Raw genomic sequence first — 25,757 nt, 5'->3', positions numbered from 1 at the left:
GTGCTGGACTACCGGCTCGACGAGGAGACGGAAGCGCTGCGGAAGGTGGTCCGCGAGTTCGCGCTCGACGTGGTGGCCCCGCAGATCGGGGAGTTCTACGAGCGGGACGAGTTCCCGACCGCGATCGTGCGGCAGATGGGCGAGCTCGGGCTGTTCGGGCTGCCCTTCCCGGAGGAGTACGGCGGCTCGGGCGGGGACTACTTCACCCTCTGCGTCGCGCTGGAGGAGCTGGCCCGGGTCGACTCGTCGGTGGCGATCACCCTGGAGGCCGGGGTCTCGCTGGGGGCCATGCCGATCTTCCGCTTCGGCACCGAGGAGCAGAAGCAGCAGTGGCTGCCCCGGCTGTGCGCCGGTGAGGCCCTGGGTGCCTTCGGGCTGACCGAGCCCGGCGGCGGGTCGGACGCCGGTGCCACCCGCACCACCGCCCGGCTCGAGGACGGCGAGTGGGTCATCAACGGCTCGAAGGCGTTCATCACCAACGCCGGCACCGACATCACCGACCTGGTCACCGTCACCGCGGTCACCGGCACGAAGCCGGACGGCAAGAAGGAGATCTCGGCGATCGTCGTCCCCTCGGGGACGCCGGGCTTCGTCGTCGGCCAGCGGTACTCGAAGGTCGGCTGGAACGCCTCGGACACCCGCGAGCTGTCCTTCACCGACGTGCGGGTGCCCGCGGAGAACCTGGTGGGGGAGCGGGGCCGGGGCTACGCCCAGTTCCTGTCGATCCTCGACGAGGGCCGGATCGCCATCTCCGCGCTGGCGGTCGGCCTGGCCCAGGGGTGCGTGGACGAGAGCGTGAAGTACGCCGCCCAGCGGGAGGCGTTCGGGCAGCCGATCGGCCGCAACCAGGCGGTGCAGTTCATGATCGCCGACATGGAGGTGCGGGCCTCCACCGCGCGGCTGGCCTACTACCGGGCGGCGGAGAAGATGCTGCGCGGCGAGCCGTTCAAGCGCGAGGCCTCGATCGCCAAGCTCTACAGCTCGGAGATGGCGATGGAGAACGCCCGCTACGCCACCCAGGTGCACGGCGGCTACGGCTTCATGAACGAGTTCCCGGTCGGCCGGTTCTACCGCGACGCCAAGATCCTGGAGATCGGCGAGGGGACCAGCGAGGTGCAGCGGATGCTCATCGCCCGCTCCCTCGGCGTGGGGTGAAGGACCCCTCTCCCCCCACCGCTCGCAGGCTCGCGGCGGGCCCCTGCAGAGGGGCCGTTCCATCACGTCACCGGGTGACGTCGATCAGGACCTTGCCGATGGCGCCGGCCTCGACGGCGCGGTGGGCGTCGGCGGTCTCGGCCAGCGGGAAGACGTGCAGCGGCAGGCCCGCCTCCCGGCCGACCCGGACGGCGCCGTCCAGGACGGCGGCGTTGACGTCCTCGACCGCGAGCTCCTTGGCGCGGGTCGGCTCGGTGTAGACGAACACGAACTGCCATCGGGCGTTGGGGACCATCTGCGGCCGGACGGGGATGGTCACCTCGTTGCCGCCGTTGACCGCGTAGACGGCGACCGACGCGTGCGGCGCGGTCACCGCCACGTCGATGGCGGCGTTCTGCGCGGGGCTGACCTCCACGATGGCGTCCACGCCGCGCGGGGTGATCTTCCCGATCTCGGCCACGACGTCCTGCCGCCGGTAGTCGATGACGTGGTCCGCGCCGGCCGCGGCGGCCAGCTGCGCCTTCTCCGGGCTGCTGACCGTGGTGATGACCGTGGCGTCGGCCCAGCGGCCCAGCTGGATGGCGGCGTTGCCGACGGCGCCCGCGCCGCCGTGGACGAGCACCGTGCGCCCGTCGAGGGTGCCGGGACCGACGCGGTCGGGGAGCGTCTCGCCGACGGTGAGGCAGCGGTGGGCGGTGAGGAAGGGGATGCCCAGCGCGGCGCCGAGCTCGAAGGGCTTGTCGGCGCCGAGGAGCACGGTCTGCCGGGCCGGCACGACGGTGTGCTCGGCGGCGGTGCCCAGTGGCCGCTGCCAGGCGGCCTCCCAGACCCACACCCGCTCGCCGACGAGGACGGGGTCGACGCCCTGCCCGACGGCCTCGATGGTGCCGGCGCCGTCCTGGCCGGGGACCTGGCCCTCGGGGCCGGGCTCGGTGGTGGTGCGGGACCGCCAGTCGGTGGGGTTCACCCCGGAGAACGCGAGGCGCACGCGCACCTCGCCGGGCCCGGGCTCTGGAACGGGGCGGTCGACCAGTCGCAGGACGTCAGGACCGCCGGTCTGGCTGTAGGAGATCGCACGCACGCGCTCTTCCTACCCTGCCTCACCGGAAGTGGTCATCCGTTCGGGACCAGCCGTGGCCCTGTCCAGAGGCTCGCCCCGAGCTTGCGAGGGGTGAGGAGGACAGGGTCCTTCAACTGGCCTGGCGACGGAGGCGGCGACGCTCGCGCTCGGACAGGCCGCCCCAGATGCCGAAGCGCTCGTCGTTGGCCAGGGCGAACTCCAGGCACTCCGCCCGGACCTCGCAGCCGGTGCAGATCTTCTTGGCCTCGCGGGTGGAGCCGCCCTTCTCGGGGAAGAACGCCTCGGGGTCGGTCTCGGCGCACAGGGCGCTCTCGTGCCAGCTCTGCTCCTCGGGGACCAGGCCCCCGAGGCCGGAGCCCGCGAAGCCGGCGTCGAAGACCCCGGTCATGCTCAGCGCGTCCTGGCCGTACGTGGCCGGGGTGGCGGCTGCGGCGTCCCGGTACTCGCTCAGCCATGCGACTTCAGCCATCACGATGCGTCCCCCTGCGTCTCGTCGTGGCATCCGTCTACCTGCGGTTGCCGCGAAGTCACGGTGTGTGACAACGAGGGGAATTACACGCGTGTGGTCCGCCGAGGTCAAATGTCCGCCGTGTTACGCGGAACACCAGTGGTCCCAGCCGCACCGGACGTCACTGCACTGCACTCCCGTTCGCGGACACGCCCGGTCCTTCGACAGCTCCTGCCCAGTCCGGGACGGTGCTTCGGCTAGATCAAGTTCGGCCGTGACGGCTCCGGGAGCTCACATCCGGGCCAGCTCGGCGGCGAGCGGGCCGAGGCCCAGGGGTCCCAGGTCGAGGACGGCGCGGTGCCAGGCCTTCAGGTCGAAGTCCGCGCCGGCCCGCAGCCGGGCCTGGTCCCGGCAGGTCAGGAACACCCGCTCGCCGACCTTGTAGGACGGCGCCTGGCCGGGCCAGCCCAGGTAGCGGTGCAGCTCGTCGGTGCGCATCGCGTCGTCCATCGCGGAGTGCCGGCGGAGGAACTCGGCCGCTCCCTCGTAGTTCCACCGCGCGCCGAGCCCCTGGTCGGCCGGGACCGGCAGGTCCAGGTGCACGCCGATGTCCAGCACCACCCGGGCGGCGCGCAGCTCCTGGGCGTCCAGCATGCCCAGCCGGTCGCCCGGGTCGGCGAGGAAGCCCAGCTCGTCCATCAGCCGCTCGGAGTACAGCGCCCAGCCCTCCCCGTGCCCGGAGCACCAGCACAGCAGCCGCTGCCACCGGTTGAGCAGTGCGGCGTTGTAGACGGTCTGGCCGATCTGCAGGTGGTGGCCCGGGACGCCCTCGTGGAACACCGTGGTCAGTTCCCGCCAGGTGGTCATGTCGGTGACGCCCTCGGGCAGCGACCACCACATCCGGCCCGGCCGGCTGAAGTCCTCGGTCGGGCCGGTGTAGTACACGCCCTCGCCGGACGTCGGGGTCAGCCGTCCCTCGATGCGCCTCACCGGTCCGGGGACGTCGAAGTGGACGCCGTCCAGCGCGGCCACCGCCCGGTCGGCGGTCTCCTGCAGCCAGGCCTGCAGCGCCTCGCGGCCGCGCACCATCCGCTCCGGGTCGGCGTCCAGGGCGGCCATCGCGCCGGCCACGCCCTGCCCGGGGGCGATGGCCTCGGCGACCGCCTCCTTCTCGGCCACGACCCGGGCCAGCTCCTGCCAGCCCCACGCGTAGGTCTCCTCCAGGTCCAGCTCGACCCCGGTGAAGAACCGCGACTCCAGCGCGTAGCGCTCGCGGCCCACCCCGTCACGCTCCGGCGCGTGCGGCAGCAGCTCGGTCTCCAGGTGCTCGGCGAAGGCGAGCAGGGCGGTGGACACGTCGGTCACGGCGGCGGACAGGTCCCGTGCCAGCGGGCTGTCGCCGTCCGACCCGGGCGCGCCGGCCACGAACTCGGCGAAGAAGCCCGGCTGCGCGGACGTGCCGGCCCAGCGGCGGGCGATGCCGGCACACAGCCGCACCTGCCGGGCCGCGGACGCCCGGCCCGCCGCCGCGGCGTCGTCCAGCCCGGCCGTGTACCGCGCGAGCGCCTCCGGGACGGCGGCGAGCCGGCGGGCGATCGTGGCCCAGTCCTCCTCGGTGCCGGTGGGCATCAGGTCGAAGGTGGCCCGGAACTCCTGCAGCGGGCTGTCGATCGTGTTCAGGTCCGCCTGTGCCCAGCCGGAGTCGAAGCGGGCCAGCTCCGCGCCGACCCGCTCCAGCAGCGCGCTGCGGGCGACCTCGTCGCGCCGGTCGACCGGCGGAGTCGCCTCCGCCGCGGCCAGGGTGCGGCGGAGCAGGTCGGCGTGAGCCCGCCGGCCGTCGGTGCTGTGGTCGGCCCAGCGCTCGTCGTGGCCGGGGACACCGATGTAGGTGGCGACGGCGGGCTGCGAGGCGGCGTAGTCCTCGACGAAGCGGTCGGCGAGCTGGTCGAGTGCGGACGGCGGGCGGGCGGGGTCGGTCACCGCCTCACGCTAGGCCTCCCGGCGCCGGGCCCGCCTCCGCATTCCCCCGACCCCTCAGGGCGTCCCGACGCCCGCCGGGTCGGCCTGCCCCCGGGCCGGCAGCTCCGACTGCACCCGCCGCCAGTGGTAGACGTACAGGGGTCCGGCGATGAGCAGCGTGGCGCCAGCGCCCACGACGTCCAGCACGGACGAGCGGCGCTGGGAGTCCCGGGCCAGCTCCTCCTGGCGCTGCCGCTCCTCCTCGCTCAGGCCGCCGGCCGGGTCCTCGACCGGCGCGTAGTGGCCGTACCAGCCGCCCGGGTCGGGGTAGAGCAGCCCGACGCTGCTGCGCACCAGCTGCACGGCGGCGAACAGCGAGACCACCAGGGTCACCAGGCAGACCAGGTACAGGTACAGGTTCCGGACGGTCACGCGGTCGGAGAGGGCCATCGGAGCTCCTGTCTGCGGTCGACGGGGGGCCGTCGGGATGGCGGCATGGTGCCGCAGCCCGGGCCGGGAGAGGACCCGTTCCGCAGCGCCGTTGCGCGAGCGTCACCCGCCCGGCCCGTCGTCCGGCCCCGGGGGGAGCACCCGGAGGACGACGAGCAGCCACGGCACCGCGAACAGCACGCTGCCGAGCACGTCGGTGGGGAAGTGCGCGCCGCGGTAGAGGCGGGCGACCGCCACCACCCCGACCACCACGACGGCGGCGAGCACCACCAGCCAGCGCCACCAGGCCCGGGTGGCGGCCAGCACGAGGGCGGCGATCCCGCCGTAGAGACAGATCGAGGCGGCGGTGTGGCCCGAGGGGAAGCTCGAGGTGGGCGGCAGCTCGGCGTCCAGGTGCACCACCGGTGGCCGGGGCCGGTCGATCAGCGCCGTGGTGGTCAGGAAGATCGCCAGCTCGCCGGCGAGGGCGGCGGCCAGGACCAGGGCCGGCCGCCAGCGGCGCCCGACCGCCGCGGCCACCCCGGCGGCGGCCAGGCCGACGCCGACGACCACCCAGGTGTTGCCCAGCTCGTCGGCGGTGTCCGAGGCGGCGTCCAGGGCCGGCGTGCGGCGCTCGGCGAACCACTCGTCAGCGCCCGCGTCCACCTGCTCGACGGCGGTGCCGGTCGCGGCCCGGGTCACCAGCAGGCCGGCGCCCACGGTGACGCCGAGGAGCAGGACGGCGGCCAGCAGCAGCCGGAGGACGGGTCCGGCCACGGCGCGGGCGGGATCCCGGGTGCGCATCGGCGCAGGATGCCGCATCCGGTGGCGACGTGGTGCCCGAGGCCGTGCGGAGCGATCCGGTCAGCCGGGAGGACCCTCCGGGTCACCGGCGTCCAGCAGGCCCGGGAGGTTCACCACGATCGCCTCCTGGCTGCTGCGGGCGATCACCACCACCGCTTCCTCGTCGGTCGGGTTCTCCTCGCGGTGCGGGACGAACGGGGGCACGAAGACGTAGTCACCCGGCGCGGTGGCCAGCCGGACCTCCTGCCCGTCCTCGGCGAAGACGAACACCGGGTGCCCGGAGACGACGTGGATGGCGGTCTCCGAGTCGCCGTGGTGGTGGTCGCCGGACGACGTCCGCGGCGCCACGGAGGTCTGCCCCATCCACACCCGCTGCGAGCCGACCGTGCGGGCCGAGATGGCCTCCCGGCGGGTCATCCCGCCGGTCTGGCCGGTGTCGCCGGACAGCTCGCCGGCGCGGACGTGCCGCAGCGGCCGGTGCCAGCCGTCCGGCCGGTCGGTGGGGTGGGTGCTCACGGGTTCCTCCTCGGGTCAGGGTTCGGCGTACCAGGCGAAGCCCAGCCCGGGGACGACGAGCCCCCGCTGCTGCACGGTCAGCGGCCCGTCGCTGCCCAGCGCCAGCTCGTAGCTGCCGAAGCCGGTGACGGTGTCGGCGTCGACGACCGCGGGCATCGAGGAGAAGTTGGCCAGCCCGACGAACGTGCCGCTGCGCGGGTGCCGCCGCCGCCAGACCAGCACCCGGTCGCTGCCGGCGTCCACGACCGTGGGCTCCGCCCCGCCGCGCAGGGCGGGCAGCGACCGGCGGACCTCGCCCATCCGGCGCAGCCGGCCGAACACCCGGCCCTCCAGCGTGTCCGGGTCGTGCCGGCGTCCGGCCGCCGCCCAGTCCATCGGCGGCCGGTGCATCCAGCGGTTGTCCGGGGCGCGCTCGGGGTCGGCCAGGTAGGCGGTGTCGTTGCGCAGCGCCAGCTCGTCGCCCATGTAGAGCAGCGGGATGCCGCCGTAGGCGTAGGCGACCGAGTACATCAGCAGCAGCCGCCGGACCCCACGCTCCAGCGCCGCCTCGTCGCCGCGCTCCAGCGCGGACTCGATGCCGCACAGCGACGCCGCCGTCCCGGAGATCCGGGCGTCCCCGGTGAGCGGGTTCTCCTGGAACAGGGCGCCCCGGGCGGGGGAGTGCGGGAAGCGGCCGGAGAAGAAGTCGTTGAGGAAGTGCCGGTGGCCGTCGCCGTCCGCGCCGACCGCCGCCGCGTCGGTGTCGCTGACCGCCCAGCCGATGTCGTCGTGCCCCCGCACGTACGTCACCCAGGTGGCGAACGACGGGATCGGCCGCATCCGGCGCAGCGCCGCAGTGGCCAGCCGGGCGTCCTGCGCGGCGACGCTGCTCCACAGCAGCACCATCAGCTGGTTGTGGTAGGCCAGCTCGCACTCCGGCCGCTCCCGCTCGTGCGCGCCGAGGTAGGGCACCAGGTCGTCGGGGGAGACGATCGCCTCGGCCTTGAACAGCACCGCCGGCGCGGCGATCCGGGTCAGCCCGTGCAGCAGCTGGACGAGGTCGTGCACCTCGGGCTGGTTCTGGCAGCTGGTGCCCATCCGCTTCCACATGAACGGGATGGCGTCCATCCGGAACACCTCGACGCCGCGGTTGGCCAGCCAGGTGATCTCGCCGAGCATCGCCAGGGTGACCTCGGGGTTGGTGTAGTCCAGGTCCCACTGGTAGCTCCAGAACGTCGTCCACACCCACCCGCCGGCGCCGTCGCGGGCCGCGGGCACCCAGGTGAACGAGCCCGGGGCCCGGTCGGGGAAGACCTCGGGGATGGTCGCCTCGTAGGCGTCGGGCACCGTCCGGTCGGGGAAGGCGGTGTAGAAGCCGGCGTAGGCCGGGTCGCCGGCCAGCCAGCCCTGCGCCCAGGGGTGCTCGGCGGCGGTGTGGTTGAGCACCAGGTCGATGCAGAGGCTCATGTCGTGCCGGCGCAGCGCCGCGGCGACCGCCTCGAGTTCGGCCATCGTGCCCAGCCGCGGGTCCACCTGCCGGTAGTCGGCCACCGCGTACCCGCCGTCGTTCTCGCCCTCCCGCGGCCGCAGCAGGGGCATCAGGTGCAGGTAGGTGGTGCCGAGCTCCGCGAGGTGGTCCAGCTTGCCGGGCAGTTGGTCGAGGGTGCCGCAGAACCGGTCCACGTAGCAGACGTAGCCCTGCATCCGTTCCCGCTGGAACCAGTGCGGGTCGATCTCCCGGCGCCGGTCCAGCGCGCGCAGCTCGGCGGGCCGGTCGGCGGCGGCGGCCAGCACGGTGCGCAGCGCCCGGTCGAGCAGCTCCTCGACGTCGGCCCGCTCGCCGTAGAGGACGACGAGGGGCGCGTGCAGGTCGACGAGGGCGACCTCCACCCGCGCCAGGAACGCGTCGGCCTCGGCGGGCCCGAGTGCGGCGACCGCGTCGGCGGCCAGCGCGGGACGCAGCCGCCGCCACACGTCCTCCGCCGCCCGGGCCGACGACCGGCGTCCGCTGGGGTCGAGGGCGGTCACCGACGGGCTCCGGGGGGCACCCGGGCATTCTGCACCCCGGCGGGTCCCGTCCCGGGGCCCGGCCGGGCCCCCGTGATCAGGCCGAGGCCTGTGAGGTGCCGCCCCGGGCGCCGGCGATGAAGGCGCGCAGCACCGGGTACACCTCGGCGTCCCAGCGGGAGCCGCTGAAGACGCCGTAGTGGCCCACGCCGGCCTGCAGGTGGTGGTGCTTGCGCTCCTCCGGGAGCCCCGTGCACAGCGCGTGCGCCGCCACGGTCTGCCCCGGCGAGCAGATGTCGTCCCGGCCGCCCTCGACGGTGAGCAGGTCGGTGTCGGTGATGACGCCGGGGTCGACCGGGGTGCCGCGCCAGGTGAACTGCCCGGTCGCCATGTGGTTCTCCTGGAAGATGCGGTGCACCGTCTCCAGGTAGAACTCCGCCGGGACGTCCATGACGGCGCCGTACTCGTCGTAGAAGGCGCGGGTGGTCGCCGCCTTCTCGGTCTCGCCGGCCACCAGGTCCCGGTACATCTGCACGTGGGCGCTGACGTGCCGCTTGGGGTTCATCGACATGAACGCGGTCAGCTGGACGACGCCCGGGTAGACCCGCCGGCCGGCGCCGGGGTAGCGCGAGGGCACGGTGTCGATCAGCCGGCGCTCGAAGCTGGACAGCGGCTTGGCCGCGGCCATCTCGTTGATCCGGTTCGGGTTCACCCGGGTGTCGACCGGTCCGGCCATCAGGGTGACGCTGCTGGGCTGGGCCGGGTCGCCCGCAGCGGCCAGCAGCGACACCGCGGCCAGCACCGGGACGGCGGGCTGGCAGACGGCGACGACGTGGGTGTCCGGTCCGAGGTGCCGCAGCGCCTGCACCACGTGCTCGATGTACTCGTCCAGCCCGAAGCGTCCCTCGTCGGCCGGGACGTCGCGGGCGTTGTGCCAGTCCAGGACGTGCACGTCGTGGTCGGAGAGCATCGTCCGGATGGTCGGCCGGATCAGCGTGGTGAAGTGCCCGGACATCGGCCCGACGACGAGCACGCGGGGCTGGCCGGTGACCGACGGCTTCGCGAAGTGCAGCAGGGTGGCGAACGGGGTGCGCAGCGTGGCCCGCTCGGTGACCGGGACCGTCTCGTCGTCGACCACCACGGCGTCGATGCCGAAGGCGGGCCGCTCGTGGGTCGGGCGGGCCTTGGAGACGATGTCGCAGGCGGCCCGCACGTGCCGGACGCCGGGTGGCACGAGGGGCGCCGGCAGGGCGTGCAGGGCGCGCGCGGTCCGCTCGGACACGGCCACCATGGGGGTGGTCATGCGGCGCTGGAGTTCGTACACGGTGTAGAGCATGCGGACCTGCCCGGGCGTTCGAGGGGACGTGAGGTGTCCTACCTCACAGAGCGCACTGTAGCCATCGCCCGGCGCACGGGCGGCACAGGGCGCGCGGAGGCAGCCGTCCCCGCCCTTGACCGGGGGTGTGATCCGGGCCACGGTGCGGGCACCGGGTGCCGCTCCGGTGCCCGGCCGGGACGAGGGGACGGCCATGGCACGGATGGCGGGCAAGGTCGCGTTCATCACCGGCGCCGCACGCGGGCAGGGGCGCGCGCACGCGCTGCGGCTGGCCGAGGAGGGCGCCGACGTCATCGCCGTGGACGTCTGCTCGGACGTCGCCACGGTGCCCTACCCCGGCGCGACGGAGGACGACCTGGCCGAGACGGTCCGGCAGGTCGAGGCGCTGGACCGGCGGATCGTCGCCCGGCAGGCCGACGTCCGGGACCTGTCCGCGCTGCAGGGCGCCGTCGACGAGGGCCTGTCCCAGTTCGGGCACATCGACGTCGTCTGCGCCAACGCCGGCATCGCCAGCTTCGGACCTGCCCTCGAGCTCACCGAGGAGGTCTGGCAGGACGTCGTCGACATCAACCTCACCGGCGTCTGGAAGACGGTGAAGGCGACCGCCCCGGCCATGGTGGAGCGCGGGCAGGGCGGCTCGATCGTGCTCACCAGCTCCATCGCCGGGCTGATCGCTTTCCCGAACCTGGCGCACTACACCGCGGCCAAGCACGGCGTCACCGGGCTGATGCGCACCCTCGCCGTCGAGCTCGCCCCGCACCGCATCCGGGTGAACTCCGTGCACCCGACCACGGTGGACACCCCCATGGTCGCCAACGAGCCGGTGTGGGGGCTGTTCCTGGGCGGGGTCGCCGGGGCCACCCGGGAGCAGGCCGCCGAGGGCATGAAGGCGCTCAACGCGATGCCCGTCCCGTGGGTCGAGGCCGTCGACATCAGCAACGCCGTCCTCTACCTCGCCTCCGACGAGTCCCGGTACGTCACCGGGACGACGACCGTCATCGACGCCGGCGCGATGGCGCCCTTCAAGGTCCCGCACGGCGGCTGAGCCGCCCTGTGCCGTGCATCACCTGCGCGGACCCGGGGTAGCGCCCCGTGCAGGCTCGCGACGAGCGTCCTGCGACGGAGGAGGAACAGCGATGACCACCAGGGTGGAGAAGTCGATCCAGGTCGACGTACCGGTGCGGACGGCGTACGACCAGTGGACCCAGTTCGAGGACTTCCCGCACTTCATGGGCGGGGTCAGCGAGGTGCACCAGCACGACGACCAGCGGCTGCACTGGACCGCGGAGATCGCCGGGGTCCGCCGGGAGTGGGAGGCGGCGATCCTCGAGCAGGTGCCCGACCAGAAGATCGCCTGGGCCGCCACCGAGGGCGCGACCAACGCCGGCGCCGTCCGCTTCGAGTCGCTGGGCCCGATGTCGACGATGGTGTACCTGACGCTGGAGTACGAGCCCGAGGGCGTCGTGGAGCAGGTCGGCGACAAGCTCGGCATCGTGGAGCGCCAGGTGAACTCGGACCTGCAGCGCTTCAAGGCGCTCGTCGAGGACGAGGGCTACGCCACCGGCGCATGGCGCGGCTCGATCAACGAGGGCGTCGGCGTCGGCACCCCCGGTGTCGAGGCCGCCGCCATGACCCGCGGGGACAGCGGCAAGGCCGGGATGTCGACGACGGGCATCGTCGCCGGCGCGGCCGCGGCCGTGGCCGGTGTGGCGGCGGCCGGCGCCGCGGTGGCCGCGTCGAAGAGCGGCCAGCAGACCGAGCAGCCGCAGCAGGCGGCACCGCCGGCGCAGGAGACCGCCCGGCCCGACGGGGTCGTGCAGTCGCCGGAGGTCACCATCGTGGACCAGCCGCCGGCCGACGCCGTCCGCGACGACGTGCTGGTCGACGAGTCCGCGCCGGCCGGGTACTCCGCCGACTCCTCGACCGAGGGCGTCGAGCGAGGCGTCAGGGGCGACGGCGACGACCCCATGGTCGGCGGCGGCAGCCAGCGCTGATCTGCGCGGGCCGGTGGGGGAGGCGTCTCCTCCACCGGCCCGGCCGGCGCCTGCCCGGGGGGCGCCCCGGACAGGGTCCGCGGACCCTGGAGGAGCCCTGCCCGCGGCCCTACCCTCGGCACCCCAGCAGCGGGCCAGGAGTCGCCATGACACGCACGGTCACCGACAACGCCACGATCGTCCGGGACGCGTACGAGGCCTTCGCGCGCGGCGACGTCCCCGCGGTGCTCGCCGTCTTCGACGAGCAGATCGAGTGGAACGAGGCCGAGGGCAACCCCTGGCACCCGGGCCACCCCTTCATCGGCCCCCAGCAGGTGGTCGACGGGGTGTTCGCCCGGATCGCGCAGTCCTACGAGGGCTTCACCATCCAGGTCGACCGGCTGCTGACCGACGGCGACACGGTGGTCGTGCTGGGCCGGTACCGCGCGACCCGGAGCCGGTCCACCGGCCGGCCGCTGGACGCCCAGGTGGCGCACGTCTGGGACCTGCGCGACGGCAAGGTCGTGCGGTTCCAGCAGTACGTCGACACCCGGCAGCTGGCGCGGGTGCTGGGGATCTGACCCGCCCGCTCAGGCGGGGGTGATCGACAGGGTCAGGGCGCGGCGGCCCTCCTCCGACCGCGCCGTGGCCATCCGCTCGGCCGACGGCGTCCCGTACTCGGTGGTGCGCTGCCGGGCCGGCCGGCCGATGCCGGCGGCCATCGCCTCCAGCTCGGCGATGGTCTTCAGCGAGCCGTTGCCCGACCCGGCCATCCGGCTGATCGTCTCCTCCATCAGCGTGCCGCCCAGGTCGTTGGCCCCGCCGTCGAGCATCGTCCGGGTGCCGGCGTCACCGAGCTTGACCCAGCTCGTCTGGACGTTGTCGATCCGGCCGTGCAGCAGCAGCCGGGCGACGGCGTGCACGGCCCGGTTCTCCCGGTTGGTCGGCCCCGGTCGGGCGACCCCGGCCAGGTAGATCGGCGCGTTGTGGTGCACGAACGGCAGCAGCACGAACTCCCGGAACCCGCCGGTCTCGTCCTGCAGGCGGGCCAGGGTGCGCAGGTGGGCGACCCAGTGCGCCGGGGTGTCGACGTGCCCGTACATCATCGTCGAGGTCGTCGGCAGCCCCACCGAGTGCGCGGTGCGGACCACCTCCAGCCAGGTGGCCGTCGGCAGCTTGCCCTTGGTGAGCACCCACCGGACGTCGTCGTCCAGGATCTCCGCCGCCGTCCCCGGCAGGCTGTCCACGCCCGCCTCCTTGACCGCGACGAGGAAGTCGCGGAAGGACAGCCCGGTGCGGGCCGCCCCGTTGACCACCTCCATCGGCGAGTAGCTGTGCAGGTGGATGTCGGGACGGCGGGACTTCACCTCCCGGGCCAGGTCGAGGTACGCGGTGCCGGGCAGGTCGGGGTGGATGCCGCCCTGCATGCAGATCTCGGTCGCCCCGCCGGCCCAGGCCTCGTCGACCCGGTCGCCCACCTGCTGCATCGACAGCGTGTAGGCGTCGGCGTCGGTGCGCCGCTGGGCGAAGGCGCAGAACCGGCAGCCGGTGTAGCAGACGTTGGTGAAGTTGATGTTCCGGTTCACCACGTAGGTGACGTCGTCGCCGTTGACCTGCCGGCGGACGTCGTCGGCGAGCGCGGCCAGCGCGTCGAGGTCGCCGCCGTCGGCGCCCAGCAGCGCCAGGTACTCGGCGTCGGACAGCCCGGCCGGGTCGGACTCGGCGTGCCTGAGGGCGGCGCGCACAGCCGGGTCGCCGACCGAGATGGCGGTCGAGCGCCCGTCCCGGGCGGCGACGGTGGCCTCGCGCAGTTCCGCCCAGTCGCCGTAGACGGCGTCGAAGTCGCTCCGCCGGTCGCCGGTGCGCCCGACGGTGTCCACCTCGACGTGCAGCTCGGTGCGGCCGGTGGCCGTCGCGCCCCACGCCTCGTCCGGCTCCTGCCAGGGCAGCCCGACGGGGACCCGGCCCTCGACGGCGAGCCCGTCCGGTCCGGCCAGCGCGGACACGTGCGGCCGCACCCGGGGGTCCAGCCACGGCTCCGGCTGGGTCACGTAGCCCGGCTGGGCGGCCAGCCGCTCGCGCAGGGTGAACCCGGCCTCGGCGGTCAGCGCGGCCAGCGTGTCGATGTGCGGCCACGGGCGCTCGGGATTCACGTGGTCGGGGGTCAGCGGCGACACCCCGCCCCAGTCGTCGACCCCGGCACGCAGCAGCAGCCCGAGCTCGGCGGCGTCGGACAGGTTGGGCGGCGCCTGCACCCGGGCGGCGGGCCCGAGCAGCAGCCGGGTGACGGCGACGGCGGCCACGTACTCCTGCAGCCCGAGGTCCTCGTGCGCGGCCATCGCCGTCCGCGGCTTGGCCCGGAAGTTCTGCACGATGACCTCTTGCACGTGCTGGTGGCGGCGGGCCGAGGCGCGGATCGCCGCGATGGCCTCGACCCGCTCGGCGTAGGTCTCCCCGATGCCCAGCAGCACCCCGGTGGTGAACGGGACGGCGGAACGGCCGGCGTCCTCCAGCACCCGGAGGCGGACGGCGGGCTCCTTGTCCGGGGAGCCGTGGTGCGGGCCGCCGGGCTCGGACCACAGCCGGGTGGCCGTCGTCTCCAGCATCATCCCCATCGACGCCGACACCGGCTTGAGCCGCTGGACCTCCTCCCAGCTGAGCACCCCGGGGTTGAGGTGGGGGAGCAGCCCGGTCTCCTCCAGCACCCGGATCGCCATCGCCCGCAGGTAGCCCAGCGTGGAGTCGAAGCCGTGCGCCTCCAGCCACTCCCGGGCGACCGGCCAGCGGTCCTCGGGCCGGTCGCCGAGGGTGAACAGCGCCTCCTTGCAGCCGAGCGCGGCGCCGGCCCGGGCGATCTCCAGGACCTCGTCGGGGGAGAGGAACGGGGCCTCGCCGTCCTTGCGGAGCCGGCCGGGGGTGGTGACGAACGTGCAGTAGTGGCAGCGGTCGCGGCACAACCGGGTCAGCGGGATGAACACCTTGCGGCTGTAGGTGACCACCCCGGGCCGCCCGGCCGAGGCCAGCCCGGCGTCGCGCACCCGGGAGGCCGCGGTCAGCAGCCGGTCCAGCGGGTCCCCCTCGCCCAGGCCGCGGGCGTGCAGCAGCGTCTCGGCCTCGGTGGCGTCCAGGGACACGCCGCGTTCCGCCCGCACGAGCGCGCGGCGGAGAGCGGACGACGACGGGGACAGCGGCGACTGGCTCATCGCCCCCGACGCTATGCCCGGGACGGGCTGCTCCGGTACTCCGGCCCCCCGGCCTCGTGCGGTGCCCGCGAGATCTGCGGTCTGGTGGCCCTCGGGCGCCTGCGGGCCACCAGACCGCAGATCTCGCGAAGCGACGGGCCCGTTGGCGGCGTAGTACGCCTTCTCAGCCGATGAACTCGACGACGGCTGCGCCCGCCGGCGCCAGCAGTGCCGCGAGCACCATCCCTCCCAGCGTGCTCCAGCGGACACGCGATTCCGGGCCCTCCACCGCCGGTGCACAAGTGCCCGTCTGCTCGAGGAGCCAGGCTCGGATGCGTGCCGCCTCACGCGCGGTTCGGTGACGGGTGAGCCAGGCCCCGATCTGCTTGGACTCACCGGTCAGAGCCAGCGACCGCCCGTCCGAGGTCATGACAGCGACACCGCGTTTCTCCTGCGCTTGGTGGACCTGACTGGCGTCCAAGGAGATGACGCGGAAGAAGGTCCGGCCGATCAGCGTCCGACCGCGGGTCGCCCAGCGTGCGGTGGCGCCGGACGACGCAGCGGCGAAGAAGGTGCCCGCCACTGCCGGTCCGCCGATCCGGGATCCCGTGTCCGCCCACGGAGCGAGGACTGCGGCGGCACGTGCGAACGACGAGACAGCCGCGAAGGCGCGCCACACGGGTTCGGAACGGACCAGGATGCGCTCGGCGCCGGGGATGCTCTCAGGGGACACAGCCATGATCACTTCCCAGTCGGCACCACGTCTGGCGCACGTGTCTGCCCGAGGATCGGCACGGACGGCCCGATGTGCAGTTGAGCCCCTTCGGCCGAGTCCCCACGACCCCTGGATGTTCCGAGGGGGCCGCCCGAGGGAACTGGGTGCAGGCGTCCCGACGTTCCCCCGGGAACGTCGCCGCGTCTCGTCCTGGTCCTACACGTCGCGGCGCTGGAAGGACAGCGCGGTCAGCCCCCAGATCACCGCCACCCACACCGCGGCCCAGACGAGGTAGACCGGCGTCAGCGGGGCGTCGGCGAGGAAGGGGAACCCGGCCTCGCCGGCGCCCATCTGGGGCAGCGCGATCGGGTCCTGGAAGGCGTTCATCGCCCCACGCCACAACCCGTCGGTGGGCAGCAGGACCCGGGAGACGGCGCCCACGCGCTCGACGCCCTCGTTGCCCAGCGCCCCGCCGAGCCCGCCGACCACACCGGCGATCCAGGTCGCCCCGAAGAGCCCGACCGCGATGATGCCCGACGCCATCGGGGAGACCACGCTGGACAGCAGGAGCGCCAACGTCAGCAGCACCACCGTCTCGGCCGCGAGCAGCGCCAGCCCGGTGGCGGGAGCCGGGGGCCAGTAGCCGACCGTCCCCCGGACGACCAGCATCTGCGCCAGGCCGGCCAGCACCACGTACCCGCAGCCGAAGGCGGCCAGCCCCAGCCACTTGCCGAACAGCACCGCCGAGCGGCGGACCGGGCGGGCCAGGACCGCCAGCGCCTGCCCGGACTCCACCTCGCCGGCGACCGTCGGCCCGGCGAGGAACGCCGTCCCGATCGCCGCGATGAGGCTCATCCCGAACATGATCAGGTTGAGCAGCACCGAGGCCACCAGGCGGGCCTCCCCGCTGGTCATCGTGCCGAGCTCGGTGTCCAGGCCGATCAGCTTCGAGAAGCCCCACCCGCTGAGCGCGAGCAGCACCACGGTCAGCGCCAGCAGCGCCCAGACGACCCGGCGCCGGGCTGCCTCGCGCAGGGTGAGTCCGGCGATCGTGAGCGCGGTCATCGCGCGACCTCCTCGGAGTGGGGCTCCTCGTGGCGCAGGATGCCCAGCAGGCGCTCCTCGAGGCTGATCCGCACCGGCTCGACGGCGTGCACCCGGACGCCCAGGGCGACCAGGTCGCGCACCAGGTCGGGCACGGTGACGCCGTCGTCGTCGGCTCCGAGGGCGACGGTGAACCAGTCGCCCTCGCGGGTCAGCGGGCCGGCCGCCCGCAGCCGGTCCTCCGCGCGCCGGTCCGCGGTGCCCAGCCGCAGCCGGACCTCACGCTTCCCGAGCAGCTCGGCCAGCGTCCCGGACGCGGCCACCCGGCCCTTGTCGAGGATCACCACCCGGTCGCAGACCCGCTCGACCTCGCCGATCAGGTGCGAGTTGAGCAGCACCGCGACGCCCCGCGACTTCAGCGCGAGCACCAGGTCGCGGACGTCGACCCGGCCGATCGGGTCCAGTGCGCTGGTCGGCTCGTCGAGGACGACGAGCTCCGGGCGGGCGACCAGCGCGACGGCGAGCCCGAGCCGCTGCTGCATGCCCTTGGAGAAGCCGCCCAGCCGGTCGTCGGCCCGGTCGGCGAGGCCGACGAGCGCCAGGCACTCACGCTGCTCGGCGCGGTCGACCCGGGCGCGGGCGAGCCGGACGTGCAGGTCCAGCACCTCGGCCGGGGTCAGCCACGGCTGGTAGCGGAACAGCTCGGGCAGGTACCCGACCGCACTGCGGGACCGCGGGTCGGACGACCGCCTCCCCAGCAGCAGCACCTCGCCGGCATCGGGCCGGACCAGGCCCAGCAGCATCTTGATGACGCTGGTCTTCCCGGCGCCGTTGGGGCCGAGCAGGCCGAGCACCTCGCCGCGGGCGACGGTGAACGAGACGTCCTCCACGGCAGTCTGGCGTCCGTACCGCTTGCGCAGCCCGGAGCACCAGACCGCCGGGGACGGCGGCAGCCCGGTGGACCCGTCGTCCTCGGGCCCGGCAGCGGTGGTGCCGCCGGGCACCCGCCGGACGGTGGCGTCAGCCGAGGCCACGGGCGACCGCCAGGAGCTCGTCGGCGCTCAGCGACCCGGCGACGCCGGTCATCACACCGTCCTCGACCCAGACCACACCGGCGAACAACCCGTCGCGGGAGGTGAGCACCGTCGCGGAGGAGCCGTCGACGTCGGCGGTGTCGGTGGTCACCATCTCCGCCGGGACGGGCAGGGGCAGCGTCGAGCCGTCCGCGGACAGGTCGCGCAGCTGATCCGCCAGCCCGTCCGGGAGGCCCGGGAGGGACAGCAGGTAGTCGCGCACCGTCTCGAACGGCACGCCGGAGGAGTAGACCTGCGGCGCGACGACGTGCGCCACCACCATGGTGGGGACGCCGGTGGGCTGCGCCCAGACCGCCGCGACACCCGGTCCGGCCTCCAGCCGCAGCGAGCTGCCGTCCAGCCCGGCCGGCGGGGGCGGCAGGACTTCGCCCTCGGCGGCGGCCGCCTGCGCGGCCTTCTCCGCCGAGAAGGTGAAGGTCGCGCCGACGACGCCGGCCACCTGGTAGACCGGGTCACCGGTCACGCCCTCGGGCAGCCCGTCGACCTCGGGGACCTCCAGACCGGTGCGCTCGCGCGCGGTCGCGGCGTCGGCCACCTGCTCGGTCTGCGGCTCCTGGGTGAGCTGGAGGTCACCGTAGGCGGACAGGTCGGGCAGCTGGACGAGCTCGGTCGAGGTGATCTCGACGGGGTCGACGCTCTCGGTGCTGAAGATCGGCAGCCAGTCGTTGGCCGCCGCGACCCCGGCCCCGGTGACCAGCAGCACCGCGCTGAGGGCGGCGACCGCGGGCTTGCGCACCGCGGTCCGCCAGCCGGCGGGCCGCGCGACGACCGCCGTCCGGCCGGCCGGGCGGGTGGCCGGACGGACGGCCGTGGACAGGCGCGCCCAGCCGGCGTCGACGTCCACGTCCCCGGGCACGTCCAGGGCGGCGGCGGCGAGCCGGGCGTCGGAGCGCATCCGGTCCAGGTCCCCCCGGCAGGTGTCGCAGCCGGCGATGTGTGCGCGGTCGGTGTCGGGGACGCCGGCCGGCTCGTCGATCAGCCGGCGCAGCGTGCCGTCAGTCGGATGACGCATGTGCGTTCAACTCCTTGCGCAGGGCGGATTCGGCGCGGCGGACGGTGGTGCCGACGCTGCCGGGGGAGAGGTCGAGGGCTGCCGCCACGTCGGCGTAGCTCAGCCCGCTGTGCCGCAGGACGAGGGCGGCGGCCTGCTTGTGCGGCAGCCTGGCCAGCGCCGCCCGCACCCGGCCGCGCTCGTCCAGGACGACCACGGCGTCGGCGACGTCGGGGGCGACCGGGTCGTCGCCGGCCACCTGCTCGCGGGCCGCGCGCCGGCGGCCGGAGCGCAGCACGTTCAGGGCGGTGTGCACGGCGGCCACGGACAGCCACCGCGGTGCCTCGGCGGCCGGCACGGCGGAGCGGCTGAAGGACAGGAAGACCTCCTGCGCCACGTCCTCGGCCTCGTCCCGGGAGCCGAGCACCCGGGCGGCCACCGCGACGACCCGGGCGTAGTCGGCCCGGAAGACCGTCTCGAGGTCCTCGCGCACCGCTGCGCGGGTCGGCGGACTCGACACGGCTCCGTCCTCCCGCTCGATCCGTCCCGGGGCGGCGGCCCACCCGGCGGTCAGTGCCACGGCGGGCGACAGGGCTGCGGCCGGCGCGCGCCGTCTCGTGAGGTCCACATCCATACAGCACCGCGGCCGGTCCGGATGTGACAAGAAGGACCACGTCCCCCTCACCCTTCGCAAGCTCAGGGCGAGCGCCTCTGGACGTGGCCAGGGCCGTCAGCCCCCTGGAGGACGGCGGGGCGCCTGGCCGGACCCGTCGGTCCACCGGCCGCGCAGCCGGAGCAGCGGGTCGCCGTCGCCCAGCACCGGGACGGCCTCCACGGTGAGCAGGGCCAGCACGTGGCTGCCGGCCGGGACCAGCGAGTCCAGCCGGCAGTCCAGCGCGGTCAGCGCCCCGTCCAGCACGATGCCGCCGCTGTGCTCGGCCCGGTGCCACGGCACCGTCTCCAGCAGGTGCCGGGCGCTGGGCCGGCCGGCGGAGGAGAACCGGCTGGCCAGGATCCCGTGCCCGGCGGCGAGCACGTTGAGCGCGCAGGAGCCGACGGCCTCCAGCACCTCGGCCGGATAGCCCTCGGCGGCCAGGCCGACGGCGACCAGCGGCGGTTCGGCCGACACGCTCATCACCGAGGTGACCGTCGTCCCGACGTCGTCGATGTCGTCGCGCACCGTCATCAGCGCGACCCCCGCGGCGTACTGGCGCAGGGCGGCGGCGTACTCCGCGGCGTCGACCGGCATGGCGGTCAGTGGAGCACAACGGACAGGATGGCCGGGTGACCGAGGTAGACCAGACCCACGACGTCATCGTGCTCGGCGCCGGCTCGACCGGTGAGAACGTCGCCGACGTCGTCGTGCGCGGCGGCCTCAGCGCTGTCCTCGTCGAGTCCGAGCTGGTCGGCGGCGAGTGCTCCTACTGGGCGTGCATGCCCAGCAAGGCGCTGCTGCGCGGCAGCGAGGCGATCGCCGCGGCCCGCGCGGTGCAGGGCGCCGCCGCGGCGGTCACCGGCGAGCAGGACGTCGCCGCCACGCTGGCCCGGCGGGACACCTTCACCCACGACCGGGACGACTCGAGCCAGGTCGAGTGGGTGCAGGGCGCCGGGATCGACCTGGTCCGGGGCCGGGGACGGCTGGCCGGACCCTGCCGCGTGGTGGTGACCCGGGACGACGGCACCGAGGTGACGCTGGTCGCCCGGCATGCGGTCGCCGTCTGCACCGGGTCGCGAGCCGCCGTGCCGCCCGTCGACGGGCTGGCCGACGTCCGGCCCTGGACCCCGCGGGAGGCCACCAGCGCGGAGGAGGCGCCCGGCCGGCTGGTGGTGGTCGGCGGCGGCTACGTCGGCTGCGAGATGGCCACCGCCTGGCAGCAGCTGGGCTCGTCGGTGACCCTCCTCCAGCGCGGCGACCGGCTGCTGCCCGACCTGGAACCGGCAGCCGGCGAGGCGGTGCTGACCGCCCTGCGGGAGCTGGGCGTCGACGTCCGGCTGGGTGCCGACGTGCGGGCCGCCCGCCGGGACGACGACGGGGTCGTGGTCACCACCGCCGACGGGGACGTCCGCGGCGACGAGATGCTGGTGGCCACCGGGCGGGCCGCCAACACCGCGGAGCTCGGCCTGGAGACCGTGGGTCTGGAGGGCGGCGGGTACCTCGACGTGGAAGAGTCGCTGCAGGTCCCCGGCGTCCCCGGTGGCTGGCTCTACGCCGTCGGCGACGTCAACGGCCGCAAGCAGCTCACCCACATGGGCAAGTACCAGGCCCGGCAGGCCGGTGCCGCGATCGTCGCCCGCGCCCGCGGCGAGCAGGTCGACCTGGCCGACTGGTCGCCGTTCGTGGCCACCGCCGACCGGCGGGCCACCCCGAGCGTGGTCTTCACCGACCCGCAGGTGGCCGCGGTCGGGCTGACCGCCGCGCAGGCCGCCGACGCCGGCCTGCCGCACCGGGTCGTCGAGTACGACATGGGGGGCGTCGCCGGGGCCGCTCTGTTCGCCGACGGGTACACCGGGACGGCGATCGCCGTGGTGGACACCGAGCGCGAGGTGCTGCTTGGGGTCACCTTCGTCGGCGTCGGCGTGGCCGAGCTGCTGCACTCGGCGACCGTCGCGGTCGTCGGCGAGGTGCCGATCGGCCGGTTGTGGCACGCCGTCCCGTCCTACCCGACGATCAGCGAGGTGTGGCTGCGCCTGCTCGAGACCTTCCGGGGCTGAGCCGGTGCACGACGGGACCAGGATCGGCCTGGTGCTGCACCCGCGCCGCGACTGCTCGCGAGCGGTGGAGCAGCAGAAGGACCCCGTCCCCGAGCCCTTCGCAAGCTCAGGGCACGCCAGGACGGGGCCGGGCTGGCGGGGGTGCGGCCGGTCGACGTCGCCGAGCTCGCCCGCGACTGCGACGGGATCATCGCCCTGGGCGGCGACGGCACCCTGCTGGGCGCCATGCGGCTGGTGCACGCCGCGCCCGTGCCGGTCCTCGGGGTCAACTTCGGGCGGCTGGGCTTCCTGGCCGAGGTGGAGGCCCGGGAGCTGGAGGCCGCGCTCGTCGCGATGGCCGAGGGGCGGTCCACGATCGAGTCGCGCAGCTGCCTGCGACAGGACCCCCTCGCCCCCCGCCACTCGCACGCTCGTGGCGGGACCCTGCGAGGGGGCCGTGGGACGAGGGCGTCCTGGGGCGAGGGCGTCGTGGAGGCGACCCTCTCGGTGTCCGGCCGCCGCTACGGGCGCTACCGCTGCGACAGCCTGATCATGTCGACCCCGATGGGGTCGACCGCCTACAACTACGCCGCCGGTGGGCCGGTGATGAGCCCGGGCGCCGAGGGCATCCTGGTCACCCCGTCGGCGCCGCTGAACGGGATCAGCCGGACCGTGCTGGTCGGGGCGGACGAGCCGCTGCAGTTGGAGCTGACCGGCGGCCGCCCGGCCCTGGAGCTGGACGGCGTGCCCAGCGGCGAGTGCAGCGCCGGCGACGAGCTGCGGGTGACCGTCCGCCGGGACGCCGGCCTGCTGGTTCGCATCGACGACTCGCCGGCCGCCGCGCGCAGCCGGGTGAAGCTGTCCCTGCTGGACCTGCCGGTGCTGCCCGAGGAGCTCGTCGAGCTGGTGCCCGAGGACCTCCGCAGGCAGCAGCCCGGTGGCGCGTCGGCACGTTCCTGAGCGCGGTGTCGATCTGCCCGGTCCCCGTTCGTACAGGGGGTGGGAGCCGGCAGCGGGCCGGTCCCGCGGAGAGGAGCACCCCATGACCCAGTACCTGCTCAGCGTCGTCACGCCGGCCGAGGGCGCGAAGCCGCCCACCCCCGACCAGCTCACCGAGATCATGGCCCGGGTCGAGGCGGTGCAGACCCGCGTCCGGGAGGCCGGCGCCTGGGTCTTCGCCGGCGGGCTGGCCGCGCCGTCGTCGGCCACCGTGCTGCGGCCGAAGGGGGACGAGGTGCTGACCGTCGACGGCCCGTTCGCCGAGGGGAAGGAGTACGTCGGCGGGTTCTCCGTCATCGAGGTCGCCGACCTGGACGAGGCCCTGCGCTGGGGACGGGAGTACGTCGCCGCCATCGGGCTGCCGATCGAGGTCCGGCCGTTCGTGTGGTGACCCGGACCCCCGTCGAGCAGGTCTTCCGTGAGCAGCACGGCCGGGCGGTCGCCGTCCTGGTCCGCCTCCTCGGCGACATCGACCTCGCCGAGGAGGCGGTCGCGGACGCGTTCACCGCGGCGGTCGCCACGTGGCCCGAGCGCGGCGTGCCGCCGAGCCCCGCGGGCTGGATCATCACCACGGCCCGCAACCGGGCCATCGACCGGCTGCGCCGGGAGTCCGTGGGGGCCGCCAAGCTGGCCGAGGCGGCCCTGCTGCACGGGCCGGACGAGCCGGCGGAGGACGGCCCGGTGCGCGACGACCGGCTGAGGCTGCTGTTCACCTGCTGCCACCCGGCGCTGTCCCCGGCCGCCCAGGTGGCGCTCACCCTGCGGCTGCTCGGCGGGCTCAGCACCGCGGAGATCGCCCGGGCCTTCCTGGTGCCCGAGGCCACGATGGCCCAGCGGCTCGTGCGCGCCAAGGGCAAGATCCGCACTGCCCGCATCCCGTACCGGGTGCCGTCCGCGGAGGACCTGCCCGCGCGGCTGCGGTCGGTGCTGGCCGTCGTCTACCTGGTCTTCACCGAGGGCCACTCCGCCAGCGCCGGGGAGCGGCTGGTCCGGGAGGAGCTGTGCACCGAGGCGATCCGGCTGGGTCGCCAGCTCACCGAGCTGTTCCCCGACGAGCCGGAGGTGACCGGGCTGCTGGCCCTCATGCTGCTCACCGACGCCCGCCGTGCGGCGCGCACCACCCCGGCCGGCGACCTGGTGCTGCTCGCCGACCAGGACCGCGGCCGGTGGGACCGCGCGATGATCGCCGAGGGGCAGGCGCTGGTCCGCCGGTGCCTGGACCGCGGCGAGCCCGGTCCGTACCAGGTGCAGGCGGCGATCGCCGCGGTGCACGCCGACGCCCCGACGGCGGCGGACACCGACTGGGCCCAGGTGGTGCAGCTCTACGACCTGCTGCTGACGCTGACGCCCACGCCGGTGGTGGCGCTGCACCGCGCGGTCGCGGTCGCCGAGGTCGACGGCCCCGCCGCGGCGCTGGCCCTCGTCCAGGACCTGGACCTCGGGGAGCACCACCTGCTGCACGCCGTCCGGGCCGACCTGCTGCGCCGGCTCGGCCGGCGGGCGGAGGCGGCGACGGCCTACCGGGCCGCGCTCGCCCGCGCCGGCACCGAGGCCGAGCGGGCCTTCCTCCAGCGCCGGCTCGACTCGCTGGCCTGACCCGGTCCTAGGGAAGGGGGAACGGTTCGTCGCTGGGGGCGGGCAGCTCGCCGTCCACCGTCGCGGTGACCTCCACCGTGCCCATCGTCGCCCGGCCGCCGAAGAGGGAGAGGAACGCGGTGTCGGCCGCGTCCCGGCCGGAGCAGATCCGCACCAGCGCGGACGTCGGGGCCAGCCGGGTGGCGTCGACGGTCTGCCAGGTCCCGCCGACGTCCGCCTCGACCACGGCGTGGAAGTCCATCGGCGACAGCCCCGGCGCGTAGACCGCGACCAGCCGGGCCGGCACCTCGAGTGCGCGCAGCACCGTGATGGTGAGGTGCGCGTAGTCCCGGCACACGCCCTGCCCGAACAGGAGCGTGTCGACCGCGGTGTCCACCGGCCGGGAGGAGCCGGAGGTGTAGACCAGCCGGTCGTGCACCCAGGCCGCGACCCCGGCGACCAGCTCCGCCCGCGGCACCGACCGGTCGAACTCGCGCAGCGCGTACCCGGTGAGCTGGTCGGCGGGGCAGTAGCGGCTGGGCCGGACGTACTCGGCCCACTCGGCCGGGGTCACCGGGCGCGGGCTCCCGGCCGACTCGACCTGCGCGCTGTAGGTGATCACCGTGTCGCCGGCCGGCAGCTCGAGCCGGTGCACCCGGGCGCCGTCCACCCGCACCTCGGCGGCGTCCACCGGCCGGCCGTCGGTGAGCACGGTGAGCCGCTCCAGCCCGGGCGCCGCCACGGCGACCTGCAGCAGCGCCGTCGCCGGGACGGTGGAGGAGACGGTCAGCGAGCAGGCGACGTCGGTGCGCATGACCGCACATGCTCACCGCCCCGTGTTCCCGGCAGGTGACGGGAGGGTGTGCGATCGGCCACGGTGGCCTCCCCCCGGTCCCGTCCCGGCGGCCGGGCATGGTGCAGTGGGGACGTGCAACCGGGCAGTGACCGCCGTACCTGGCAGCGCTACGTCGCGCTGGGCGACTCCTTCACCGAGGGCCTGAGCGACCCCGATCCGGGCACCGCCGACGGGTACCTCGGCTGGGCCGACCGGCTCGCCGGGCACCTCGCGGCGGCCGCGCCCACCGGGTCGGTCGAGTACGCGAACCTCGCCGTCCGCGGCCGGCTGCTGGCCCAGGTGCTGGCCGAACAGGTGCCGGTGGCCCTCGCCGCCGGACCGGACCTGGTGAGCCTGGTCGCCGGCGGCAACGACCTGCTGCGCCCCGGCGCCGACCCCGACCGGCTCGCCGCCGACCTGGAGGCCGCGGTGGTGTCCTTCCGGGCGGCCGGCGCAGACGTGCTGCTGGCCACCGGCGTCGACCCCCGGAAGACGCCGATCATCCGGCGCACCCGGGGGCGGGTCGCGGTGTTCAACGCCCACCTCTGGTCGATCGCGGCCCGGCAGGGCGCCGTGGTGCTGGACCAGTGGGGCGCCGCCTGGCTCCAGGACGCCCGACTGTGGGACGCCGGCGACCGCATCCACCTGACCGCCGAGGGACACCGCCGGACGGCGCTCGCCGCCGCCGCGGCCCTCGGGGTGCCGGTCGCCGGGGACGGCACCGACTGGCGCCGGCCGCTGGAGCCCGCTCCGCCGCTGCCGCCCCGCGAGGTGCTCGCCCAGGAGCTCGCCTGGGTCCGCGGCTTCGTGCTGCCGTGGATCGGCCGGCGGCTGCGCGGCCGGTCCTCGGGGGACGGGCGGGCCGCCAAGCGGCCGGCGCCGGTGACGGTGCGCGCGACGGTCACGCCCGTCGGCTGACCACGCGGTGTGGGGGTGCCCACCCG

General features: G+C 74.9%; 25 protein-coding genes. 9 read left to right on the top strand and 16 right to left on the bottom strand.

The annotated features are described in order from the left end of the window. Positions 1–1,155 (top strand): acyl-CoA dehydrogenase family protein, encoded by a 1,155-nt coding sequence (locus ACWIX6_RS17440; protein ID WP_448613696.1) that lies wholly within the window; start codon positions 1–3, stop codon positions 1,153–1,155. A 67-nt stretch (positions 1,156–1,222) separates the two neighbouring features. Here ACWIX6_RS17440 and ACWIX6_RS17435 read toward each other — a convergent pair whose 3' ends face one another. From ACWIX6_RS17435 to ACWIX6_RS17400, 8 genes are all read right to left on the bottom strand, one after another. Then, the gene (locus tag ACWIX6_RS17435; RefSeq protein ID WP_448613695.1) at positions 1,223–2,236 is read right to left on the bottom strand and encodes an NADPH:quinone reductase; all 1,014 of its coding nucleotides are present in this window, start codon (positions 2,234–2,236) and stop codon (positions 1,223–1,225) included. Positions 2,237–2,345: 109 nt separating this feature from the next. Beyond that, positions 2,346–2,624, bottom strand: coding sequence for a WhiB family transcriptional regulator (locus ACWIX6_RS17430; protein WP_448617007.1), 279 nt, complete (start codon positions 2,622–2,624; stop codon positions 2,346–2,348). A 351-nt stretch (positions 2,625–2,975) separates the two neighbouring features. Next, positions 2,976–4,664 (bottom strand): DUF885 domain-containing protein, encoded by a 1,689-nt coding sequence (locus tag ACWIX6_RS17425; protein WP_448613694.1) that lies wholly within the window; start codon positions 4,662–4,664, stop codon positions 2,976–2,978. A gap of 54 nt (positions 4,665–4,718) precedes the next feature. Further along, positions 4,719–5,093, bottom strand: coding sequence for a hypothetical protein (locus tag ACWIX6_RS17420; RefSeq protein WP_448613693.1), 375 nt, complete (start codon positions 5,091–5,093; stop codon positions 4,719–4,721). 102 nt (positions 5,094–5,195) lie between these two features. Beyond that, positions 5,196–5,876 (bottom strand): phosphatase PAP2 family protein, encoded by a 681-nt coding sequence (locus tag ACWIX6_RS17415; protein WP_448613692.1) that lies wholly within the window; start codon positions 5,874–5,876, stop codon positions 5,196–5,198. Between the two features lie 60 nt (positions 5,877–5,936). Continuing rightward, the gene (locus ACWIX6_RS17410) at positions 5,937–6,392 is read right to left on the bottom strand and encodes a cupin domain-containing protein (RefSeq protein WP_448613691.1); all 456 of its coding nucleotides are present in this window, start codon (positions 6,390–6,392) and stop codon (positions 5,937–5,939) included. 15 nt (positions 6,393–6,407) lie between these two features. Next, positions 6,408–8,399 carry an alpha-amylase family protein gene (locus ACWIX6_RS17405; RefSeq protein WP_448613690.1) on the bottom strand — a complete coding sequence of 664 codons (1,992 nt, stop codon included), beginning with the start codon at positions 8,397–8,399 and terminating at the stop codon, positions 6,408–6,410. A 76-nt stretch (positions 8,400–8,475) separates the two neighbouring features. Next, the gene (locus tag ACWIX6_RS17400; protein ID WP_448613689.1) at positions 8,476–9,714 is read right to left on the bottom strand and encodes a polyhydroxyalkanoate depolymerase; all 1,239 of its coding nucleotides are present in this window, start codon (positions 9,712–9,714) and stop codon (positions 8,476–8,478) included. A gap of 193 nt (positions 9,715–9,907) precedes the next feature. On the opposite strand from ACWIX6_RS17400, the gene ACWIX6_RS17395 reads away from it, so the two are divergent. The 3 genes from ACWIX6_RS17395 (at position 9,908) to ACWIX6_RS17385 (ending at position 12,268) form a co-directional block, all read left to right on the top strand. Further along, the gene (locus ACWIX6_RS17395; protein ID WP_448613688.1) at positions 9,908–10,759 is read left to right on the top strand and encodes a mycofactocin-coupled SDR family oxidoreductase; all 852 of its coding nucleotides are present in this window, start codon (positions 9,908–9,910) and stop codon (positions 10,757–10,759) included. 91 nt (positions 10,760–10,850) lie between these two features. Continuing rightward, positions 10,851–11,708, top strand: a complete 858-nt coding sequence (locus ACWIX6_RS17390) for an SRPBCC family protein (protein ID WP_448613687.1) — start codon at positions 10,851–10,853, stop codon at positions 11,706–11,708. Positions 11,709–11,854: 146 nt separating this feature from the next. Next, positions 11,855–12,268 (top strand): nuclear transport factor 2 family protein, encoded by a 414-nt coding sequence (locus ACWIX6_RS17385; RefSeq protein WP_448613686.1) that lies wholly within the window; start codon positions 11,855–11,857, stop codon positions 12,266–12,268. Between the two features lie 9 nt (positions 12,269–12,277). On the opposite strand, the gene ACWIX6_RS17380 is transcribed toward ACWIX6_RS17385, so the two are convergent. The 7 genes from ACWIX6_RS17380 to ACWIX6_RS17350 all read right to left on the bottom strand — a co-directional run bounded on the left by ACWIX6_RS17380 (position 12,278) and on the right by ACWIX6_RS17350 (position 19,962). After that, positions 12,278–14,890, bottom strand: a complete 2,613-nt coding sequence (locus ACWIX6_RS17380) for a bifunctional FO biosynthesis protein CofGH (RefSeq protein ID WP_448613685.1) — start codon at positions 14,888–14,890, stop codon at positions 12,278–12,280. A 163-nt stretch (positions 14,891–15,053) separates the two neighbouring features. Then, positions 15,054–15,614, bottom strand: coding sequence for a hypothetical protein (locus ACWIX6_RS17375; protein ID WP_448613684.1), 561 nt, complete (start codon positions 15,612–15,614; stop codon positions 15,054–15,056). Positions 15,615–15,800: 186 nt separating this feature from the next. Next, positions 15,801–16,649, bottom strand: coding sequence for an ABC transporter permease subunit (locus ACWIX6_RS17370; RefSeq protein WP_448613683.1), 849 nt, complete (start codon positions 16,647–16,649; stop codon positions 15,801–15,803). Next, positions 16,646–17,662: an ABC transporter ATP-binding protein gene (locus ACWIX6_RS17365; RefSeq protein ID WP_448613682.1), complete on the bottom strand. Its 1,017-nt coding sequence runs from the start codon at positions 17,660–17,662 to the stop codon at positions 16,646–16,648. The genes ACWIX6_RS17370 and ACWIX6_RS17365 overlap by 4 nt, the downstream gene beginning before the upstream one ends. Continuing rightward, on the bottom strand, positions 17,649–18,734 hold the full coding sequence (locus tag ACWIX6_RS17360) for a hypothetical protein (protein WP_448613681.1): 1,086 nt from the start codon (positions 18,732–18,734) through the stop codon (positions 17,649–17,651). The genes ACWIX6_RS17365 and ACWIX6_RS17360 overlap by 14 nt, the downstream gene beginning before the upstream one ends. Then, positions 18,718–19,233 (bottom strand): sigma-70 family RNA polymerase sigma factor, encoded by a 516-nt coding sequence (locus ACWIX6_RS17355; protein WP_448613680.1) that lies wholly within the window; start codon positions 19,231–19,233, stop codon positions 18,718–18,720. The genes ACWIX6_RS17360 and ACWIX6_RS17355 overlap by 17 nt, the downstream gene beginning before the upstream one ends. A gap of 210 nt (positions 19,234–19,443) precedes the next feature. Continuing rightward, positions 19,444–19,962 (bottom strand): flavin reductase family protein, encoded by a 519-nt coding sequence (locus ACWIX6_RS17350; protein WP_448613679.1) that lies wholly within the window; start codon positions 19,960–19,962, stop codon positions 19,444–19,446. Positions 19,963–19,997: 35 nt separating this feature from the next. On the opposite strand from ACWIX6_RS17350, the gene ACWIX6_RS17345 reads away from it, so the two are divergent. The 4 genes from ACWIX6_RS17345 (at position 19,998) to ACWIX6_RS17330 (ending at position 23,999) form a co-directional block, all read left to right on the top strand. Beyond that, positions 19,998–21,425, top strand: coding sequence for a dihydrolipoyl dehydrogenase family protein (locus ACWIX6_RS17345; protein WP_448613678.1), 1,428 nt, complete (start codon positions 19,998–20,000; stop codon positions 21,423–21,425). 141 nt (positions 21,426–21,566) lie between these two features. Then, positions 21,567–22,364 (top strand): NAD(+)/NADH kinase, encoded by a 798-nt coding sequence (locus tag ACWIX6_RS17340; RefSeq protein WP_448613677.1) that lies wholly within the window; start codon positions 21,567–21,569, stop codon positions 22,362–22,364. Positions 22,365–22,446: 82 nt separating this feature from the next. Continuing rightward, positions 22,447–22,794, top strand: coding sequence for a YciI family protein (locus ACWIX6_RS17335; protein ID WP_448613676.1), 348 nt, complete (start codon positions 22,447–22,449; stop codon positions 22,792–22,794). Next, positions 22,791–23,999 carry an RNA polymerase sigma factor gene (locus tag ACWIX6_RS17330; RefSeq protein WP_448613675.1) on the top strand — a complete coding sequence of 403 codons (1,209 nt, stop codon included), beginning with the start codon at positions 22,791–22,793 and terminating at the stop codon, positions 23,997–23,999. The genes ACWIX6_RS17335 and ACWIX6_RS17330 overlap by 4 nt, the downstream gene beginning before the upstream one ends. 7 nt (positions 24,000–24,006) lie before the next feature. On the opposite strand, the gene ACWIX6_RS17325 is transcribed toward ACWIX6_RS17330, so the two are convergent. Then, positions 24,007–24,792 (bottom strand): transglutaminase-like domain-containing protein, encoded by a 786-nt coding sequence (locus tag ACWIX6_RS17325; RefSeq protein ID WP_448613674.1) that lies wholly within the window; start codon positions 24,790–24,792, stop codon positions 24,007–24,009. Between the two features lie 114 nt (positions 24,793–24,906). Here ACWIX6_RS17325 and ACWIX6_RS17320 point away from each other — a divergent pair, with 114 nt between their 5' ends. Beyond that, a complete protein-coding gene (locus ACWIX6_RS17320) occupies positions 24,907–25,731 on the top strand; it encodes an SGNH/GDSL hydrolase family protein (RefSeq protein WP_448613673.1) in 825 nt (274 codons plus the stop codon). Positions 25,732–25,757: the final 26 nt, after the last annotated feature.

The sequence above is a fragment of the Modestobacter sp. URMC 112 genome (assembly GCF_053502575.1).
Note: the sequence above shows the minus strand (reverse complement) of the source record. Positions and strands in the feature narration are given on the sequence as shown.

Excerpts from the sequence above, each read along its gene's own strand:
- ACWIX6_RS17430 (WP_448617007.1), bottom strand. The coding sequence starts at position 2,624 with ATGACCGGGGTCTTCGACGCCGGCTTCGCGGGCTCCGGCCTCGGGGGC.
- ACWIX6_RS17420 (WP_448613693.1), bottom strand. The coding sequence starts at position 5,093 with ATGGCCCTCTCCGACCGCGTGACCGTCCGGAACCTGTACCTGTACCTG.
- ACWIX6_RS17415 (WP_448613692.1), bottom strand. The coding sequence starts at position 5,876 with ATGCGCACCCGGGATCCCGCCCGCGCCGTGGCCGGACCCGTCCTCCGG.
- ACWIX6_RS17400 (WP_448613689.1), bottom strand. The coding sequence starts at position 9,714 with ATGCTCTACACCGTGTACGAACTCCAGCGCCGCATGACCACCCCCATG.
- ACWIX6_RS17395 (WP_448613688.1), top strand. The coding sequence starts at position 9,908 with ATGGCACGGATGGCGGGCAAGGTCGCGTTCATCACCGGCGCCGCACGC.
- ACWIX6_RS17390 (WP_448613687.1), top strand. The coding sequence starts at position 10,851 with ATGACCACCAGGGTGGAGAAGTCGATCCAGGTCGACGTACCGGTGCGG.
- ACWIX6_RS17385 (WP_448613686.1), top strand. The coding sequence starts at position 11,855 with ATGACACGCACGGTCACCGACAACGCCACGATCGTCCGGGACGCGTAC.
- ACWIX6_RS17380 (WP_448613685.1), bottom strand. The coding sequence starts at position 14,890 with ATGAGCCAGTCGCCGCTGTCCCCGTCGTCGTCCGCTCTCCGCCGCGCG.
- ACWIX6_RS17370 (WP_448613683.1), bottom strand. The coding sequence starts at position 16,649 with ATGACCGCGCTCACGATCGCCGGACTCACCCTGCGCGAGGCAGCCCGG.
- ACWIX6_RS17360 (WP_448613681.1), bottom strand. The coding sequence starts at position 18,734 with ATGCGTCATCCGACTGACGGCACGCTGCGCCGGCTGATCGACGAGCCG.
- ACWIX6_RS17350 (WP_448613679.1), bottom strand. The coding sequence starts at position 19,962 with ATGCCGGTCGACGCCGCGGAGTACGCCGCCGCCCTGCGCCAGTACGCC.
- ACWIX6_RS17335 (WP_448613676.1), top strand. The coding sequence starts at position 22,447 with ATGACCCAGTACCTGCTCAGCGTCGTCACGCCGGCCGAGGGCGCGAAG.
- ACWIX6_RS17325 (WP_448613674.1), bottom strand. The coding sequence starts at position 24,792 with ATGCGCACCGACGTCGCCTGCTCGCTGACCGTCTCCTCCACCGTCCCG.